General features: G+C 47.0%; 11 protein-coding genes. 10 read left to right on the forward strand and 1 reads right to left on the reverse strand.

Annotated elements, in window-relative coordinates:
- Positions 1–228: 228 nt before the first annotated feature.
- Positions 229–2067 carry a hypothetical protein gene (locus tag KE626_RS28060; RefSeq protein WP_211976353.1) on the reverse strand — a complete coding sequence of 613 codons (1839 nt, stop codon included), beginning with the start codon at positions 2065–2067 and terminating at the stop codon, positions 229–231.
- A gap of 672 nt (positions 2068–2739) precedes the next feature.
- Between KE626_RS28060 and KE626_RS28065 the strand changes: the two genes are divergently transcribed.
- The 10 genes from KE626_RS28065 (at position 2740) to KE626_RS28110 (ending at position 18676) form a co-directional block, all read left to right on the forward strand.
- A complete protein-coding gene (locus tag KE626_RS28065) occupies positions 2740–5511 on the forward strand; it encodes a TonB-dependent receptor (RefSeq protein ID WP_211976354.1) in 2772 nt (923 codons plus the stop codon).
- Between the two features lie 41 nt (positions 5512–5552).
- Positions 5553–7088 carry a hypothetical protein gene (locus tag KE626_RS28070; RefSeq protein WP_211976355.1) on the forward strand — a complete coding sequence of 512 codons (1536 nt, stop codon included), beginning with the start codon at positions 5553–5555 and terminating at the stop codon, positions 7086–7088.
- Between the two features lie 65 nt (positions 7089–7153).
- Positions 7154–8137: a hypothetical protein gene (locus tag KE626_RS28075; RefSeq protein ID WP_211976356.1), complete on the forward strand. Its 984-nt coding sequence runs from the start codon at positions 7154–7156 to the stop codon at positions 8135–8137.
- Between the two features lie 5 nt (positions 8138–8142).
- Positions 8143–9324, forward strand: coding sequence for a metallophosphoesterase family protein (locus tag KE626_RS28080; protein ID WP_211976357.1), 1182 nt, complete (start codon positions 8143–8145; stop codon positions 9322–9324).
- A gap of 100 nt (positions 9325–9424) precedes the next feature.
- Positions 9425–10381: a zeta toxin family protein gene (locus KE626_RS28085; protein ID WP_211976358.1), complete on the forward strand. Its 957-nt coding sequence runs from the start codon at positions 9425–9427 to the stop codon at positions 10379–10381.
- A gap of 6 nt (positions 10382–10387) precedes the next feature.
- The gene (locus KE626_RS28090; RefSeq protein ID WP_211976359.1) at positions 10388–10630 is read left to right on the forward strand and encodes a hypothetical protein; all 243 of its coding nucleotides are present in this window, start codon (positions 10388–10390) and stop codon (positions 10628–10630) included.
- A gap of 164 nt (positions 10631–10794) precedes the next feature.
- Entirely contained in the window at positions 10795–13173 is a 2379-nt protein-coding gene (locus KE626_RS28095; RefSeq protein ID WP_211976360.1) for an ABC transporter permease, read from the forward strand.
- Positions 13174–13315: 142 nt separating this feature from the next.
- Complete coding sequence (locus KE626_RS28100; protein ID WP_211976361.1) at positions 13316–15838, forward strand: AfsR/SARP family transcriptional regulator; 2523 nt, start codon at positions 13316–13318, stop codon at positions 15836–15838.
- A 165-nt stretch (positions 15839–16003) separates the two neighbouring features.
- The gene (locus KE626_RS28105) at positions 16004–16408 is read left to right on the forward strand and encodes a c-type cytochrome (protein WP_211976362.1); all 405 of its coding nucleotides are present in this window, start codon (positions 16004–16006) and stop codon (positions 16406–16408) included.
- 12 nt (positions 16409–16420) lie between these two features.
- Positions 16421–18676, forward strand: coding sequence for a DUF7133 domain-containing protein (locus tag KE626_RS28110; RefSeq protein WP_211976363.1), 2256 nt, complete (start codon positions 16421–16423; stop codon positions 18674–18676).
- Positions 18677–18693: the final 17 nt, after the last annotated feature.

Here is an 18693-nt window from a genome sequence, read left to right on the forward strand (position 1 = left end):
TGCAGCGGGTTTTGTCTTTGGGCAGGATTAGAGTGATTTTGATGATTTTAAGGATTTTATTTTTTTGATTTTATCAGATAAAAAGATTCGGGGAGATCTCTGCGAGTATATATGCTGATATCTCTCCAAATCTTTTAAATCAAAAAAATAAAATCCTTAAAATCATCAAAATCACTCTAATCCTGCCCAAAGACAAAACCCGTTGCATTTCCGGGCTCTCTCTTCCCGCTACGCCGTTTTACAGAACGCTATGTGATCATGTATCAACGGTATTTTCTGGTAACCGGTAGTCAACCCTAATTGCAGATCCAGCCATAAAATGTAGGCGCATGGTTCCATACCGCTGGTGCTGAATACTTTGGCGTTGTCGTGGTATTCGGCTGCATACGGTGGAGGGCCTGCGTGGAAGGATGCAGGAAGGGTTGGGTTACCTTCAAACCGGAGGGTAAGCCCTTCGATATGCGGGTGACAGCAGGTGTACTGGGCGGTTACGGTGGTAGTGATGCCTCCGCAGCCATGGCCACTGCCGGTAGTTTCCGCAATTTCCAGCATGGCGGCTGCCATAATTGATTCATCACCGGTATAACCCCAGCCCGGGTGTCTTCTTTGTTTGTAACTCACATTGGAGATCACAATTTTTTCGAGGGTGTTAACGGCGGTAAGGGTAGTAGTACCTACTTTCCTCGCTTCAAAAATAATTTTGAAGGTATGGATCGGTGCGCGCTGCGCCGCTGGTACTGCGGTGCCGGCAACGAGTACGGAAGGCGCAGTGAGATCAAACACGTTGCTCGCAAAAGCGGTGCCGCCGGCGTTGAGGGCTAGGTTGGCCGAGTTGATGGCTGCCAGCACGCCGTTGGTAGGCGTAAAGATACCTGTTACCAGGTTGTTGCCCCGGGGTACCTGTATCCATAGTTCGCCTGAACTGTTGAGGGCGGGGGTGATGATCACCGCTTCATGTGTCCAGGTTAAGGGGCCGGTTTGTTTCAGCAACTCACCTATTTTAAAGGGGAGCATGGCGTTCAGTACCTGGGTGGCCGTCAGCTCGTAGCTGGTATCAGCGTTGATGATGCGGAAGCGGTATTCCATTTCGTTGGAGTTGGTGCCGCTGGGCAGGGTGCCATTCAGGTCAAGGTTGCCGTAGAAAGCAAGTTTGGGTACGTCGGTGGTGTAACCGTTGGCGTCGAACTGGGCGCCTACTGGGCCGATATCATAGCCGCCTACTCTTTCAAAGAGGGCAGGTACTTCGTTGTTGGGAGTGATATCCTGTGGTACGCACAGTTCCACACAGAAGCAGGGACCCCTGTTGGTGCGGTCGGCGCGGTGGCCAACGCTCCGGTCTTCATTCAGCAATACGGCGCCGGATACAGGTTCCGTGATGCGGAAGTAGATGTCAGGGCCTGCGGGCCATTCCACGTTCAGCCAGGGGGATAACAGCGTTTGACTGAAATCAGCCATGGTGTAGTCGATACGGAAATGTCCGCTGGCATCGGTCAGGTTGCTGCCCAGCGGGTCGTCCTGTAACCAGTCTACATCAAATGCAGCTACCCGCAGGCCTTTTAATGGCTCCTGGGTTTTGCAGTTAACAACGCGGCCACAGATCACCCAGGCATCAAATTTTCCGCGGATCAGGCACCACCAGCGGTTGGGGATTACATACTCCCAGGCTGCCAGGAAATCATTTTCCACCTGTCGCCATTTGGGCTGGAGAGTGGTAATGTGGTACTGCAGTACCGGCAATTTTTTGGGGTAAGGTTTTGGGCGTGGCACATTACCACATTCAAAGTCAATATCGAAGGCTTCGCCTCCGTATTTACTTTCGCGGCCAAATTCGATGGTAAAGTTACCTTCGGCATCAGTCAGCGTTTCGGCCAGCAGGCTGCCTGCCTTACTTTTCAATTCTTCTTCGCTTACTTCATGGAAGGTTTCCTTAACAGCTGCAGTGGCCTGCATGACCACTGCAGGGGAAGCGGTGGCACGATAAATCCTGATTTTAACGTTGGCAATAGCTTCTATGCAATATTTGTCGCATAGCAAGCCCTTTAAATTGCCTTTGAACTGATAGCTCATGACTTGTTTTTTTGGGGTTGTTATAAATACGGAGGCAGCAGCGTTTTGGGGTACCGATAAATTGATAAACTTTTTTGGGGAACGTAAATGCTGATAATGGCTGCTGCCCCGGTAACAAATGTCCGCCTAAATTCAATAGTGATCAAGCGGATAAACGCGCAAAATCAGGGATGCGTAGTTATACCGGCAACCCGCCCCGGGCTTTCTTGCCCAGGATTTTTGTCTTGCCCAGGATTAAACTGATTTTGATGATTTACATGATTTTTCTTTTTTGATTTTTAAAAGATTCGGGAAGATATAAGCGAATCCTTATTGATATCTTCCTGAATCTTTTAAAATCAAATTACAATCACCATAAAAAAATCATGTAAATCATCAAAATCTGTTTAATCCTGGGCAAGACAAAATTCGCTGTTATTGTTCTCCAGAATTCCTCCAGAAAGTTTACATATCCTTTGTTCCCGGGACCTTTTTCCGTGCTCCGCCTTGTTATCCGCAGCTGTTGTTGTTTGCATACTTTCCAATACAGTATTCGTTTTGCACTGAATCAGTGCTATTGCAGGAGTATGGCCTGTTAACTAATCATTACCTTATAATTACCTTTCTATTAAGATCATTGTTGCCCATATTATCTCAAAAAAAATAAAATTTCCTTTGCACAAATTCTACAGGATGATAAGAACGATACTCATCTTCTTTTTGTTTTTTTGCTGCCTATCAACCGTCTTCAGTCAGCAGGCTGAAATTGTTTTCAAAGGAAAAATTCTCGATGCCCAAACCAGGGAACAACTGCCCGGCGCCACCATTCGTATGCAAGAGGGAAAACGTGGCGGGAATGCCAGGCTGGATGGCAGTTTCAGTGTGGATAAAATAACAGCAGGCACTTACCATTTGCAGGTAACCTATATGGGTTATCATTCACTGGATACTGTTGTTAATATAGATGGTAAAAGCGCTGTTACCTTGCTGCTTCGCAGTAACAGGAAAGAACTGCATACCGTTAGCGTTAATGGAAAACAAAATGTCGAATCAGGGGCTTCGGCAAAAAAATCGGAGCAGCTGGCAGGCAATGTCATGAACATCGTCTCTGCAAAAGCTATACAGTTATCGCCAGATATTACGATCGCCAATGTGTTACAGCGCGTGTCCGGCGTATCGCTGGAAAGAAGCAGCAGCGGAGATGGGCGCTATGCCATTATCCGTGGTATGGATAAACGTTATAACTATACGCTGATCAACGGTGTGAAGATACCCAGCCCGGATAATAAAAACAGGTACGTGCCGCTGGACCTGTTTCCTGCCGACCTGGTGGAGCGGGTGGAAGTCAATAAAACACTGACGCCAAATATGGAAGGCGATGCCATTGGCGGCACCGTCAATATGGTGATGAAAAATGCGCCCGACCGTTTGTATGTAAATGGGAGTCTTTCTACCGGTTACAGCCAAACGCTGATAGACCGCCCTTTTGATTATTTCCCGGCAGGGGCTATCAACCGTAAATCTCCTTATGAAGTACATGGGCGCGACTACCAGGCGCAACCGGATGATTTTACAAGAGATAATTTAAACTATACAAAGAAAAGTTTTACGCCGAACGCCATCGCCAATCTTTCAATAGGCAACCGTTTCTTTGATAATAAACTCGGCGTGATGCTGGGCGGTTCCTACCAGCATACATACAAAGGATACCATAGCTTGTTTAACCCGGTAGATGAATACCAGGATATGGCCGATGCTTATGGCCAGATATATATCAAGCATGCGTATGACCGTACTTATTCCACCGAAATGACAAGGACAGGTTTAAATGGAAAGGTGGATTACCGGGTAAACGATAACAACAAAATTAGTTTATATTCTTTCACTGCTATACTGGAAGAAGCACAGGCAAGACTGGGGAGGGATACCTTACAGCCACCTCCGCGTACAGCGCCAGGCCTGGGCCAGGTATGGTACCAGAACAGATCCAAGTATCAGCGCCAATCTATCAGCAGCACTACCCTCCAGGGTGAACATGAGGTGTTGCCGGGGCGTTTGAAACTGGACTGGTCTGCCGTGTATTCAAAAGCCAATAACAATATTCCTGATCTGGCAGAATATGAATATGACGGTGGATTTTATGCAGATGGTACCAGTAAGGAACCTTATTTACATCCGAATAAAGTAACGAATTACAGCCGTGAATGGTGGAAAAATAATGACCGCGATTATGCCGGTTACCTGAATGCCGCCTACAGCGGAAAATTAGCGGATATCCCTTTTAAATTTAGTGCCGGTGGTATGTACCGGGCTAAGCACCGGGATAATTTCCATCAGAAATATGATCTTGATAAAGTCATTGAAGGTAACCAGGACTTCCAGCTGTGGACCGACATCTATCATTTTAAATGGACGGTTTCTAACCCTGCCGGCTCGCCTGATGATGGCAATAACTATCGTGCCGACGAAAATATTGCAGCCGGTTATGCCATGCTGAAGTTTACTGTAAAAAAGCTGGAAACCATTATTGGCGCACGTTTGGAGCATACAGATCAAAGCTATGAAACGGATGCGCCTCCCACCATGGAAGCTACACATGGTTCCATTACCTATAGTGATATTATGCCCAGCGTGCATTTTAAATATATGCTGAACGAGCGTACCAACCTGCGCTTGTCTTATTTCAGTTCTATCAGCCGTCCGGCCTATTTTGAACTGATTCCGTTTGGCTACCAGGGAGATGATTATACCGAAAAAGGAAATGCTTTCCTGAAACATACCACGGCCGATAATTTTGACCTGCGCTATGAGTTTTTCCCAAAGCCGGATGAGCAGATTTTGATCGGCGCATTTTATAAGAAGCTAAAGAATCCGATCGAGTATGGATTTGTTTTTACCGGTGTGGGAAATGACAAGGTGTATCAGCCCGGTAACTTCGGAGATGCCACCAATTTTGGTTTTGAAGTGGTGTACGAAAAGTATATCAGCAACTTTGGTGTGCGTGTAAACTATACTTATACCAACTCATCTATAGAAACCTCCAAGCTGAGAACTTTCAACCGGGTAACGGTATCGCCCGCGCCGCTGGAGAAGCGGCCGTTGCAGGGGCAATCAGCCAACGTGGCCAATGCCGCGCTGTTGTATAAGAACCCGAAAATCGGGCTTGATATGCAGCTGAACTGGCAGCTTACCGGTAAACGTATTGCGCTGGTATCGCCTTACTACGGGTACGACTACTGGCAGAAAGATATGAACCAGTTTGATCTGTCTGCAGAGAAGAAGATCGGTCAACACTTTGCAATATTTGCCAAGGTGCAAAACCTGTTGAATACGCCTTATGAATTATACATAAAAGGCGCCCCTTCCAATACTATTCCGTTACCAAAAACAGGTAATGACGAAACACTTATCCAGAAGGATGTTTATGGTCAGAATTACCAGCTCGGCGTACGATTCGTGCTTTAATACTATTCAATAAAATTATCAAAATTTCCAATCAGAAAATTATGAAAAATCGTTTCTTTGAAAGTGGCCTGGTTGCCCTGGTGGCCATGTCTGTGATCTCCTGTAAAAAAGGTGATGAACATGTAGACATCTCCAAACCACTGGTAATTGTTGGACAAACAATCAGCGATACTATTCTCCCAAAGAAAGATGGCAGTGGTAACCCGATCCCGTTGAAAGGTACTATGCTGGCGGGTAAAACCTACCATATCATGTCTGATGTTACCATTAACGAAGGCGATACGCTTTACCTGCAGCCTGGTGTAAAAGTATTGATCCATGGCGATGGTAAAAGTCCTGTTACCAGTCCTGCTATTTATGTAAACGGCGCACTGGTGAGCGACGGTACCAAAGATGCACAGAACTGGTTTACCGTAGCAGAAACCAGCACGGTAAAAAAATCTGATGCTACTTACAAAGATGATGCAGCCAACGATCCGGCTTTCAAAGGCTACTGGGGTGGATTCCAATGCGGCGGCAATGCGAAACTGCTGTTGCTCCGCTGGTCACATATCGAATACACCGGTGGCGCCTGGGGTACCAATGCACCTGATTATGGCGCCGCTTCCGGCGATGCACGGTTTACTATTTACATGAACAGCAAATCTGCTACGCCGGGCAGCCTGATCGTGGAAGACTCCTGGTTCTACGGCAGTAAAGATGATGGTATCCGCCCAAACAACGTATACATGAGCCTGATGCGTAATACCTTTACTAAAATGGGTGCTACCGGAGGAGAATCTGTTAACATCAAAGATGGCGTAATCGGCGATATGGCCTATAACCTGACCTATGGCATTGCTACCAATGGTTTGAAAACATCCGGATCCACCGGTAAAAGTTGCCTGGTGAACATCTACAACAATACCGTGGTAAACTGCGGATTCAGACAAACAAAAGCTACACGCAACGGTTCTATCAACACAGAAACCAATGCAGGTGGTTACATCTTCAATAATATCATCGTTAACTGTAAAGCCGGACTGAGAATTTCTTTCCACTCCGAAAAAGGCAGACCAAGCGATACGCTGAATACCCTGTATAACAACAACCTGACAGCTATTGGCAGAGGTAAGCCAATGGGTGGCGCAGAACAATACATGGTGTTTATTGAGCCGAACCAGTTTACCCTGAAGCAGTCGTATGACCTGAACGGTTATATCAACGGCGACATTGCAGCAGACGGTACCAACAACGGTACTAACGTAGCCAACGACTCCCTCAAATATGATCCGATGTTTGTTAACTACGATATGGCGGCTATGAGCATTGACCGGAACTACCGGATTTACCAGATTCCTGCCGGTGCCGACTTCCACCTGAAATCCGGTTCTCCCGCTATTGGCGCCGGCGTATATGTGGGCGGTACAGGTAAAAATGCAATTCCTGCAAAACCAACTGCCCCGTTGTTGAACCAATACGGTTTCCCAATGAAAGTGGTAACTGCCGGCGGTACCTTCGGCGCTAATATCACAGCGCCTAACAGGGACCTCGGCGCCTTCCCTACAGATAAATCAGGCAACCAGCATACCTACTAATTCCTATACCTGTTACAGGAGAAAGGACGTTGTAAGACGTTCTTTCTCCTTTTAATTTTTAACCCATGAATAGCGTGTACAGCCTTTTTTTGTTATCGGGCTTTATAGCAATAACCGCCTGTGGTAAAAGTAACAAGGGAGAGATAACGCCACCGGTGAAAGATACCACTGCAACGGTGACAGACACCGTGAAAACAGCTACTTATGATCTTTCCCTGCTGGAGTCCTGTACGTTGTTTTTCGCAACCCCGGTAGTAACGCCAACCAAACGGCAGGACTACCAGGAACTATCCGGTGTGGCGCCCAGCCACGTATACCCGGGACTGCTATACGTACATGAAGATAGCGGTAACTCCAACGAAGTATATGTAACCGCCGCCGATGGCAGGGATGCAGGGAAACTGGTATTACAGGGTATCCGTAACCGTGACTGGGAAGATATAGCCGTAGGCCCCGGACCGGAAAAAGGCAAAAGCTATATCTATGTAGCAGAAACCGGTGATAACGACGCAGCCTACCCGAGCATATTTATTTATCGTTTCCCGGAGCCGGATCTTTCCGCCGCTACAGCTGCAACCGTGATCACCATTACAGCGGTCGACAAAATAGAACTCGTATACCCGAAAGGCCCTGTCAACGCAGAATCGCTGCTGCTGGATCCGCTGAGTAAAGACCTTTACATCGCCACCAAACAAAGCGGCAGAAGTACGTTGTATGTTGCCCGTTATCCACAATCCACTGCAACAGTATCCACCTTGACCGCGCTGGATAACCTGCCTTTTGACCTGCTCACCGCCGGTGACATTTCACCCGACGGCACAGAAATATTATTGCGGAATACCGGCCAGATCTGGTACTGGAAAAGGCAGACCGGAGAAACCATTGCAGCAGCCCTGTTGCGTAAACCACAGGATGCTCCCTACGCACGCAATGAGCAACAGGGAGAAGGCATCTGTTTTGCACTCGACGGCAGCGGTTATTTTACCAATTCGGAAACCAAAAAATACGCCGGTGAAAAAGTGGCGTTATCATTTTACAAAAGAAAATAGTTACTATGAAAATGAACATCACCTTTTGGCTGCCGGTGCTGACTGCAGTCATTGTATCGGGTTGTAATAAAAAAGATGACCCGGTAAAAGAAGAACCAGCCGCCGTTGTACAGTTTGTATTTACTTCCGATGCACACTACGGTATTGCCCGGGCTTCCTTCCAGGGTGCAGCTAACGTTGACGCACATACGGTGAATGCTGCGATGGTAGCAAAAATGAATACGCTGCCAGATCTTACCCTGCCGGATGACGGTGGTGTAAATGCAGGCAAGAAAATTACTAATGTAGACTATGTAATGGAAGCCGGCGACATCGCCAACCGCATGGAAGTAAGTGCTGGTGTGCAAACTGCCGCTGCCTCATGGGCACAATTCAAAACGGACTACCTGCAAAGCCTGACGCTGAAAAATAAAGATAATCAACCCGCCGGTTTCCTGATGGTACCCGGTAATCATGATGTTTCAAACACCATTGGTTACTATGCTAAAATGCAGCCGTTAACAGATGCCAGTTCCATGGCGGAGATCTATAACCTGGTGTTTAAACCTTCATTGCTTAAAACAGCCCTGACGTACAACTATAACGGCGATCGTATTAATTACTCCCGCAACATTGCCGGTGTACATTTTTGCTTTATCCAAATGTGGCCCGATTCCGCAGTCAGGGTTTGGCTTAATACCGATCTGCAAAGTGTGCAGGCTGCAACTCCCGTGGTGATTGTGGCGCACGATCAACCAGCTGTAGTGTCCAATCACTTTACCAATCCTAATGGTAATCACAGCATCAACAGCACAGATAAATTTGATAACGTACTGGACGAATATTTTAAAGATGGCGCAGCACCATCCGCAGCCGGCATAATAGAGCAACGCGCCTTTGCCGCCTTCCTGAAGCAGCATATCAATATCCGTGCATACCTGCATGGGCATGTACATGAAAGTAAATTTTATACCTGGACCGGGCCGGATAACGATGTGTCATTAAACGCTGCCAGCGCTGATTCCCCGATGAAGGGAGTAGCGTCTGCCGCAGATGAAACCAAACTGAGTTTCCTTTTTGCCGCGCTGGATCCTGCAACTATGCGGTTGACACTGAGGGAATGTTTTTGGAATACAGTGCCTGCTGTGCCGTCGACACCGGTGAAATGGGGGAACACGGTAACCATTGATCTGAAGAAGAAAGGATAAGGCGGATGTACGAGGTTGATTTTTTTAAAAGGTGTCGCATTTGTGACGCCTTTTTTTGCTGTGTATGATGGCGGATAGTACTTTCTGAATGCTAAGGTGTATGGTTGTTAACCATTTTAGAGAAGCAATGAGTCAGAAGTATTCAAGAATATTAATACAAGAAGATCAGGTCGATTTTTTTTTAAGACACGTACTCGACTTTGATCATTCACATTTGGAGGGAATTGTGCCGAAAATTGTGGAAGGGGAGTTGGGTTTATTGAAAGTTCCTCCGGAAAAACAAACTTATTTTGATAACTCCTATCGCGATTTGCAATTCGTAGACGACTCCTCCAGGGATCAACTGCGGATTTCTATAATTAATGAACTGTTATCTCTCGTACGATTGGAGAATGATGAGGACATTTGTCTGGGGAAAGGTGGCGCACTACCGGTAAGTGGTATTAGAAGGGAGAAGAAGGCATTTATTCTGATTGGTTTACCTGCATCCGGTAAATCATTTATTGCTTGTCGTATTGCGGAAGAGTATGGCGCTATTATCCTGGATGCTGATTTTGCAAAAAGAAAGCTACCGGAGTTTTCGAAGTATCCTTTTGGAGCATCACTCGTTCATGAGGAATCCAGTAGGATTGTTTCAAATTTGGGGGCTGGGATACCATCCTTAACTTTGAGGGCTGTTGAGTCAGGGTATAATATTTTACTACCCAAAATTGGCCAGGATGCTGGTGCTATTGTAAAGCTTGCAGCAGGACTATACGCCGAAAAATATGAAGTCCATTTAACACTAATTTCGCTTCTCAGGCATAAAGCTACAATCAGAGCTATACACCGATATCACGAAACGAAAAGATATGTTCCTATCGGATTGATTTTTGATGGATATGGTAACGACCCTTGTCTGACCTATTATTTGGTAAAAAATAAGGTGTATAAATTCATCTCAAGTTATGGTGCATTATCAACAGATGTTCCAAAAGAAACAATGCCCATTTGCATTGACATATTGAATGATAACCCGGCTAAAATGTTCCAGTTCCGTGAAAATGTGCTAATTTAGTAACGTATGAAAAAGAAAATCCCAATTAAGTCAAACATTATAAAATCTGCAAGTGCTGCTTCAAAGCCAATGAGAATTATTTCTGACGCTGGAAAGGTTTCCGCAAAGAAGGACGCGAATGTCGCATCTAAGGAAGTGACGAAACAGTACGCTACTATTATGTCTTATTATTACAATGCTGAAGCATCAGAAATAGAAGGAATGGTTAACGCCCTCAAAGCCGCCAGAAAAAAAGGTCCCCAAAAGTAATCAAGTCCCCTGTCCATTTCCGGACACTTCCCCGTTCTTAATCGGACAAATTAGAATAAAACAGAATCCGATAGCCCTTGATCTTAAACTCCTCTGACTCTGGCATTTACTTCGCGCGCGCGTAGCGGCATCTGTGAGCCAGACTATCAACTCAACTGCTACTCATGTTTAAGAACTATCTCAAAATTGCCTGGCGCAATCTCTGGAGAAACAAGGTATTTTCCCTTATCAACGTATTGGGACTGACCATAGGGCTCACCGCCTGTTTTTTTATATTCCTCTATGTACACTTTGAATGCAGCTATGATAAATTTCATGCTAAAGGTGACCGCATATACCAGGTGTTCTGTGATATAAAAACGCCCAGTGAAACCATCAGGGGAGGCATTACGCCGTGGCCTTTCGGGCCTAATATGCAGCACGATTTTCCCGAAATAGAGGCATTTACGAGGTTTAGTACCGCTAACCTGCTGGTGAAAAAAGGCAGCGTCAGTTTCCAGGAAGATCATTCTTTGTTTGCCGATTCATCGATATTCCGGGTGTTTGATTTTAAGTTGCTGAAAGGAAACCCGGCAACAGCGCTGAAGGATGTGAACAGCATTGTGATGAGTAAGTCTTCCGCGAAGAAATATTTTGGAGAGACAGATCCTGTTGGTCAAACGGTGTTGCTTACCGGCGACCTGATGCCGGCAACGGTGACGGGTGTAGTGGACGACATGCCCGAAAATTCGCAGATCAAGGCAGACGTGCTGGTATCCATGAGCACCCTGGTAACGCTCAATAAGGGGATTGATAAAGCATGGGGCAATTTCGGGGCTATCACCTTCCTGTTGCTGAAGCCCCACACCAATCCTGACGCGCTCGCAGCAAAATTTCCTGATTTTATAGAACGGCATAACGGCAATGAACGCCGGATGGCGAAAATGTTTTACACAGTGGGACTGGAGCCTTTGCAAAAAATTTATCTGTATTCCAGCCGCTCGGCCTACGAAAAGGGTAGCATTACCAACGTGTATATTTTTTCCGTTATTGCCATATTTATTCTCTTTATCGCCTGTATTAATTTTATCAACCTGACAACAGCGCGTTCCGTAGAGCGGGCAAAGGAGATTGGTATCCGTAAAGTGGTAGGCGCTACCAAACAGGAACTGGTCCGGCAGTTTATTGGTGAATGTGTGTTGCTGTGTTTGATGGCATTTGTGTTAACGATAGTTTTGTTCAGCGCTTTGTTGCCAACGTTTAATCTATTGGCCGGTAAAACAATCAGTACGGGGCTTCTGGCCAATGGCAGGCATGTGCTGATGCTGTTGATATCTTCCATAACTATCGGTTTGCTGGCGGGGATTTACCCGGCGCTGGTATTATCTTCTTTTAAGCCTGTTACCGTATTAAAAGGACGTTTTGCTACCGGCGCAAAAGGCACTTTTCTCCGTAAAGGCCTGGTGGTAACACAGTTCGCCATCTCTATCGCTTTGATCATTAGTACTATCATCGTGTACCTGCAAATGAACTACATGCGCAATAAGGATTTGGGCTTCAGCAAATCACAGATGCTGGTGATCGACACCCATGGAGATCCGGCGCGGGAAGCGCTGAAACAGGCTATCGCCGGCTTACCTAAAGTAAACAGTGTATCGCTTTCAGGTGGCATTCCCGGCGGTAATAACAGCGGCGCCTATTCTGAAATACAAAATAAGCAAGGCGATATGCAGGTGGCCAACCTCGACCTCTACTCCGTTGACTACGATTTTTTGAAGCAGTACCAGATCAAAATGGTGGCGGGCCGTGCTTTTTCAAGGGAATTTGGTGCCGATACCACACATGCCATGATTATCAATGAAACAGCCGCCAAACTTTTTGGCTATGCTACTCCTGCAGAAGCCATCGGCAGGGGCTACCGGCAGTGGGGCAGGGAAGGTGTGATTATTGGTGTGATAAAAGATTTTCACTTCCGCTCGCTGCAGCAGAATATAAAACCGCTTACCATGCGCCTGGAGCCACAGGATTGTGATATGCTCACGGTCAACCTGGCGCCCGGCGATTTGTCCGGCACCATTAAGGCGATGGACAGCAAGTGGAGAACGCTCATGCCCAACCGGCCTTTTAACTATTTTTTCCTGGATGAATTTTTTGATAAACAGTATCGTACGGAACAACGGTTTGGGAAACTCTTCCTCAATTTTGCCGTACTGGCTATTATTATTTCCTGTCTGGGTTTACTCGGACTGGCCTCTTACAGCGCCGTGCAGCGTACCCGCGAAATCGGTATCCGTAAAGTAATGGGTGCTTCTGTGGCTGATATTGTAAACCTGTTATCAAAAGATTTTCTGAAGCTGGTACTTATTTCCTTCGTCATTGCTACGCCGGCAACCTGGTACTTTATGCACAAATGGCTGGAGGTATTTGCTTACCGCATCAGCATTGGCTGGTGGGTATTCGTGTTATCAGGTATCATCGCCATGGTGGTGGCTATTGCTACTATCAGCTACCAGGCGTTAAAGGCGGCGTTGGCCGATCCTGTGAAAAGTATGCGGGCGGAATAAAACTCCCGCAAAATGTTGTAAGCGGTTTTGGATTCTTTATTATTCCTGTTACTTTTGATTCCCTGGTAAAAGCGCTGTCGGGTAAAATGCAGATTTTATCCGATCACGGTACCAATAGGTTCTCTTTTAAGTAAAGCCGGTAATGATAAAATTCCACCATCTTTGTCTAAGTATCCTCCTGCTGATATTTTGCGTATCTACAGCCTCCGCACAAACGGATGGACTGGGGTTCTGCAGTCATGAGGCGATACCGGACAAGAGAACGGGGCTGGCACTGGGAGCAGATCGGCCGCTGTGTTTTACTGGTAGTTTTGAATTATCTTTTGAAGTTTCTTTCACACCCCGTCAAAAAAATTACTTTGGTTACGTAGTACGGCTCATTCAAAATGAAGAGCGGAATATTGATATCCTGTACGACTATGATCCTAAATTCGGGGATAAGCATTTCAGGGTGATCATCGGCGACAGCTATTCCGGTATTTCCTTTAGCATACCGGATCTGGGTGTATCCGATGCCTGGCACAAGATCCGCCTTAACTTTGATGCCGGACAGGGTGTGCTCACCGTGACCCGCGACCAGGAATCTTTCCGGGAAAAATTAGCTTTCCCCGCGTCTTCCTGTTACCGCGTTTTCTTTGGGGCCAACGATTACAAAACGTTTAGGAACGCCGATGTGCCACCGATGCAGATCCGGAATGTAAGGGCCGGAGAAAATGGCGTTACCCGGCATGTATGGCAGCTGAATGAGGAAGATGGCGCTGTGGCGGCGGACTCGCTGGGCAGGCGCGCGGGTACTGCCGTGAATCCTGTTTGGATCAGGAAGATGCATCGCAATTGGCAACCCTTACAGCGGGTTACGCTTAACGGCCCCACCAGCGTTGCTTTTAACCAGGAAGAAGGAATATTATATCTTGTTACCCGCGACTCTCTTTTCAGCTATCACCTGCTCTCCAACAAAATAGTACCCGCTGCCTATACTACTGGTGAACAAAATTTGCACAACGCGTATCAGTCGGTGTATAATCCGCGTACCCGGGAAATTTATACTTTTTCGCTGGATCTGAAAAGGATCGGGCGCCTGAAAGTGGACTCCCTGGCCTGGAACAGGCAGCTCGATCCACCAGACCGCTCTTCGGGGTATGGGCATTTTAATAAATACCTGCAGGGCGACAGTCTTCTTTATACTTTTAATGGCTACGGTTTTTTTCAATACAGAAGCGATATCTACAGCACTGCTGTACCGCTTGCACCGGGTAGTCACCCGGATTCGGCCGGCAGTACCATCACACCGCGTTACCTGGCCGCTGCCGGCGCAGATACCAACGGATTGTATTTGATTGGCGGCTATGGCAATGCCTCGGGAAAGCAGGTGCTGAATCCAAAGAACCTATACGACCTGCAATATTTTGATGCGCATCAGCATACGTTTAAGAAATTATATGAGCTGAAAAAAGATACAGAAGAATTTGTATTTGCCAACTCGCTGGTGATCCGACCGGCAGAACAGGCCTATTTTGGCCTCATCTTCCCAAAACATAAGTTTAACTCGGCATTACAAATGATCAAAGGCTCCCTGCAGGAGCCCGTGTTCGAGGCGGTAGGCAACAAAATCCCTTTTGAATTCCAGGATGTGGATGCCTATGCCGATTTGTTTTACAGCGCCGCAGCCAAACGTTTTGTGGCAGTTACCCTATACAGTCCCGACGATCACAGCAACACTACTGTCAACATTTATTCCTTATATGATCCGCCGTTCCCGGCGGAGGGCCCGCTGGCGGCCCGGCCAGGGATTGGAAAAAACTGGTTGCTCGCCATTGCGGTGTTGACTGTTTTGTTGTTGCTGGGCGCTATCCTGAGCAGGGTAATAAGAAAGGAAATAATACCGGGAGATACCAACGCGTTGTCTGCAGATGTATCTGCAGCCGATTTCGCCGCTGAGCCTCCCCGGAAAAGCGCTATCTACCTGTTCGGCGACTTCCAGGTGTTTGATGCCGGCGGAACAGACATCACCAAACTGTTTACCCCGCTCATCAGGGAGTTGTTTCTCATCATCCTTTTATATACCGTGAAATGGGAACGGGGAATCAGCGCCGAAAAGCTTAAAGAACAGCTATGGTTTGATAAATCGCCCGACAGCGCCCGGAATAACCTGGCCGTTAATATTGCCAAACTTAAAAATATACTGGATAAAGTAGGTTTTTGTGAGATATCAAAAGACACCCGCTATTGGAAAATAAAAACCGGCGACCAGCTGTATATAGATTATATGGCCTATTTACCCGGTACAAAGCAAACGGGCAAGCCTACCCGGCAGGAGCTTATTGCATTGGCCGGCATCATCCGGCGTGGTAGTTTTCTTCCTACCGGGGAATATGAATGGCTGGATCCTTTCAAAGCAGAGATCCCTCATGACATAACAGAGCGCTTCCTGCAATACGCCGGTTCAACGGAAATAAAAGAAGATCCCAACTTCCTGATCAGGCTGGCCGATTACCTCTATGCATTTGATATGGTGAATGAAGACGTAATGCGTCTGAAATGTAAAGCATTGATACACCTGGGTAAACATTCCCTCGCACACGCCACTTTCGAAAATTTTGTCAGGGAGTATCACAAATTATATGGGGAAAACTACTTGCCGGACTTCCAGCAAACCATCTCTTAATCTTATCGTGACCTTCCGTTAAGGTGAAATTAATACGTTTATTAAGACGCCTTTCAATTATTTAGGGGTAAAAATGTCTATTTCCTGCCCGATTAATCTTTTTTTAATCATTTATTATTCCTCAGTGTGTTACTTGCATTAGCAAAAAAAAACAATCCGTCGATTATGAAACGTTTAGCTATTCCGGTGATGTTGCTGCTGACGATGAGCACCACTTACGCACAAACAAAGCCCGGCGCGGGCGCAAAAAAGACCAGCCCCAAAACAGTTGCCAAACCTAAAGCCGCTCCCGCTATAAAAAAGGAAGATGTTGACGAAGGAAAAGTATTATTGACCAAATCAGACTGCCTGGCCTGCCATAAGGTGGATACGAAAGTAGTAGGGCCTGCCTATGCCGATGTGGCAAAGAAATATCCATATTCCACGGCTAATGTGGACCTGTTATCCACCAAAATTATCAATGGTGGTTCCGGTACCTGGGGAGCAGTGCCTATGGCGGCACACCCGGCTTTGGCAGCTGCGGATGTGAAAAAAATGGTCACATACATTCTCTCTTTAAATGCTAAATAAAGTTCCACGCAAATGAAAAGAAACAGATTACTGGTATTAGTGCTGGCAGGATTCAGCCTGTTTATTTACCAATGTAAGGTATCCCGATCTTCCGGTGTAAAGCGCGACGCGGCCGGTAATATTATTGTAAATCCACATCCCTCGCCTGCTTTTCAGTCTGCTAAGCAAAGCCTGAAATCCATACAGGTACCGGAAGGTTATCACGTGCAACTGGTAGCCAGTGAGCCGATGATCAAAGAACCCGTGGCCATTGTATGGGATGGCAACGCCCGTATGTATGTGGCGGAAATGCGCACTTATATGCAGGATATTAACGGTACCGGCGAAAACCAGCCCATCTGCCGTATTTCCATGCTGGAAGATACTAACGGCGACGGCGCTATGGATAAAAGCTCGGTGTTTATCGATAGTCTGGTACTGCCACGTATGATGCTGTGCATTGGCCATAAATTGCTGGTCAACGAAACATTTACCTACAATATCTGGAGTTATACAGATACCAATGGCGATGGCGTAGCCGATGCCAAAGAACTGGTGTACAAAAACGATCGCCCCGATACCCGCAACCTGGAACACCAGAAGAGCGGGCTTGTCTGGAATATGGATAACTGGATCTATGTTAGCTGCGATCCTGTACGCTACCGTTACAAGGCCGGTAAATTGGTGCCTGATAGTCTTACGAATTCCCCTGGCGGACAATGGGGATTAGGGAACGACGACTACGGCCGCCTGTATTTTTCGTCCGCAGGTGCAGAAATCCCGGCACTGGGTTTCCAGATCAACCCGGTATACGGTTTCCTGAATCCTAACGACCAATACAACAAAGACTTCCTCGCCGTATGGCCCATTATTGCCACGCCGGATGTACAGGGCGGCATGAACCGCCTGCGCCCCGATACTACCCTTAACCATTTCACGGCCAGCTGCGGACAATCTGTTTTCAGAGGCGATGCACTCCCCGCCGACATGAAAGGCGATCTCCTGATCTGTGAGCCTGTAGGCCGTTTGATCAGGCGGGCAAAAGTAGCCGAAACAGATGGTAAGGTTACATTGAAAAATGCCTGCGAGGGCCAGCAGGAATTTATCACCTCCTATGATATGAACTTCCGCCCGGTAAACACGGCCACTGGTCCGGATGGTTGCCTGTATATTGTGGACATGTACCGAGGCATTATCCAGGAAGCAACGTGGACGGCCGAAGGCAGCTTCCTCCGCCCGCGCATCCTGCAAAAAGGTCTCGAGAAAAATATTGGCCGCGGCCGTATTTACCGCCTGGTACACGATGGCTACAAACCCGGTGAAAAACCCCATTTGCTGGACGCTTCGGCCAACACATTGCTGACGTATCTCGATCATCCCAATGGTTGGTGGAGAGACAATGCACAGAAAGAAATCATCGCCAACGGTGATTTATCTGTAGTACCTGCGCTGAAGGAAATTGCCATTGGCAAACATGCCGGCATCGGTAAAACAACCGGCGCGCTGGCACGTATTCATGCCCTGTGGACGCTCGAAGGGCTCAACGCTATCGACAAGGAAACATTATACACCGCCTTGGCAGATACAGATGGGCAAGTGAGAAAGGCCGCTGTATGGATCAGTGAAAGCTACCTGAAAAACGGGGATGAAGAAATGATCGCGAAACTGGCTACATTAAAAAATGACCCGGTTGCCGCCGTACAGGTACAACTGGTGCTGTCATTATCTGTCAGCAAATCAGAAAAGGCGAAAGCTATACAACTGGCCATGGTCAACAATTCGGCTTATACAAATATGCTGCACAGCGTTGCCAACAGTGTAGAAGTAAATACCAATACCAAGCTATTCGGCAGCCGTTTAGCCAATATGTCCGCTACTCACCGGAATCTGATCCTCAACGGCGCCACCATTTACAAACAACTCTGTTCTACCTGTCATGGGCCGGATGGTAAAGGCATTTTCGTGGGTGGAAACACCGCCGCAGCGCCGCCTTTTGTGGGATCCAAACGCGTAAACGGCGACAAGGAACTGCTGATGAAAATTTTACTCAATGGCTTGTCAGGTCCTATCGATGGCAAAACCTATACAGACGTGATGGCGCCTTTCGGTGCATCCAACTCCGACGAATGGGTAGCTTCCATATTGAGTTACGTACGCTACAATTTTGGCAAAAACGAAAATCGCAAATCGCCCGTAGTAGAAGTGGAAAGTGTGAAGAAAATGAGAGCAGCCGTAGCCGGTCGTGATAAATTGTGGACGCTGGAAGAGCTGGAACAGCCGGCCAGATAAAAAATTATAACGGGACA

The organism is Chitinophaga hostae (genome assembly GCF_018224885.1).
Classification (GTDB): Bacteria; Bacteroidota; Bacteroidia; order Chitinophagales; family Chitinophagaceae; genus Chitinophaga; species Chitinophaga hostae.

Excerpts from the sequence above, each read along its gene's own strand:
- KE626_RS28090 (WP_211976359.1), top strand. The coding sequence starts at position 10,388 with ATGAAAAAGAAAATCCCAATTAAGTCAAACATTATAAAATCTGCAAGT.
- KE626_RS28105 (WP_211976362.1), top strand. The coding sequence starts at position 16,004 with ATGAAACGTTTAGCTATTCCGGTGATGTTGCTGCTGACGATGAGCACC.
- KE626_RS28100 (WP_211976361.1), top strand. The coding sequence starts at position 13,316 with ATGATAAAATTCCACCATCTTTGTCTAAGTATCCTCCTGCTGATATTT.
- KE626_RS28085 (WP_211976358.1), top strand. The coding sequence starts at position 9,425 with ATGGTTGTTAACCATTTTAGAGAAGCAATGAGTCAGAAGTATTCAAGA.
- KE626_RS28080 (WP_211976357.1), top strand. The coding sequence starts at position 8,143 with ATGAAAATGAACATCACCTTTTGGCTGCCGGTGCTGACTGCAGTCATT.
- KE626_RS28095 (WP_211976360.1), top strand. The coding sequence starts at position 10,795 with ATGTTTAAGAACTATCTCAAAATTGCCTGGCGCAATCTCTGGAGAAAC.
- KE626_RS28060 (WP_211976353.1), bottom strand. The coding sequence starts at position 2,067 with ATGAGCTATCAGTTCAAAGGCAATTTAAAGGGCTTGCTATGCGACAAA.
- KE626_RS28075 (WP_211976356.1), top strand. The coding sequence starts at position 7,154 with ATGAATAGCGTGTACAGCCTTTTTTTGTTATCGGGCTTTATAGCAATA.
- KE626_RS28110 (WP_211976363.1), top strand. The coding sequence starts at position 16,421 with ATGAAAAGAAACAGATTACTGGTATTAGTGCTGGCAGGATTCAGCCTG.
- KE626_RS28065 (WP_211976354.1), top strand. The coding sequence starts at position 2,740 with ATGATAAGAACGATACTCATCTTCTTTTTGTTTTTTTGCTGCCTATCA.
- KE626_RS28070 (WP_211976355.1), top strand. The coding sequence starts at position 5,553 with ATGAAAAATCGTTTCTTTGAAAGTGGCCTGGTTGCCCTGGTGGCCATG.